At 43.3% G+C, this 1,037-nt stretch carries 1 protein-coding gene; it reads left to right on the top strand.

Annotated elements, in window-relative coordinates; genetic code table 11:
- Nucleotides 1-1,037 (top strand): hypothetical protein (locus A3729_RS32485; RefSeq protein ID WP_197475646.1); only part of this gene is annotated, 1,037 nt, incomplete at both ends.

Consider the following 1,037-nt stretch of genomic DNA (forward strand, 5'->3'; position numbering starts at 1 on the left):
AAGCGCAGGATCAAAAGCTTAGTTGTCGACAAATCCTGTCGTCTATCGAAAAACAAGATGCTTCGATAGCAAGCCTTGAGGCTGAGCTTGTTAGCCTTCGAACAGCCTATCAGCAAGCTAATAAGTATTTCTTGTCATTAAAAGAAAGAGTCTTGCTCGAAAACCGTATTGTCAGCTTAAGTGAGCACCGAGCACAATTAAAAGAAGGCGAAGCTTGCCCTTTGTGTGGTTCCGTGGATCATCCAATGTTAGATGGATATGGCGAGCTTGAGTCTTCGTCAACGAATGATGAGCTTCTTGCTCAAGAAAAAGTTGCTGAAGCGTTAAAAGAGCAGGGACTTGCCAAGAAGGAAGCCTTAATTCGTCAAGGTGCGGAACTTGAAGGGTTAAGAATAAGAGCAGAGGAGTCACTGAAAAAAGAGGCGGAAACCGAGCAGGTTTGGGCAACTTATGCTGCTCAAATTAATTGTAGTTTGCTTGTAGCAGATGAAGGTGTCCCTCAATTTTTAGAAGAAGTCTTAAGTGATATTGAAAATATAGACAATCAATATGAAAAATTATCGAACCTCCGTCGCGCACTAGAGGCCTGCCAGGAAGAAGAGAAAGTAGAACAGAATTTATTAGACGCTCTAATAAGAGATAAAGAGATACAAGAAACTGAGCATCGCTATATCAGCCAGCAGTGCCAAGATAAACAAGATCAAATCAATAGCTTATGCAGTAGTGAGCAGGAGCTAGATCAATCTTTACAAGAAAATCTGGCTAAGCTTAGTGGCCATGATGTCGTGATAAGTCCGGACTTAAGTGCTTTAGGCGAGTGGTTGGAGACAACCCGAAAGGAGTGTTCGCTGTATGACGACAAGGCAAAGCTACTTCAGACAGAGCTTGGATTAATTAGCGATATCGAAAAGCAACATGACCAATACAAAGCCGTATTGAGCGAGCTTAATTCCCAGTTTGCCGAGGCGAAACAGAAACAGCAGTCGTTCATGGAGCAGCTTGCTGTACAGAAGGCAGAGCGCAAACGTCTGTTCGGC

Source organism: Oleiphilus sp. HI0043 (assembly GCF_001634935.1).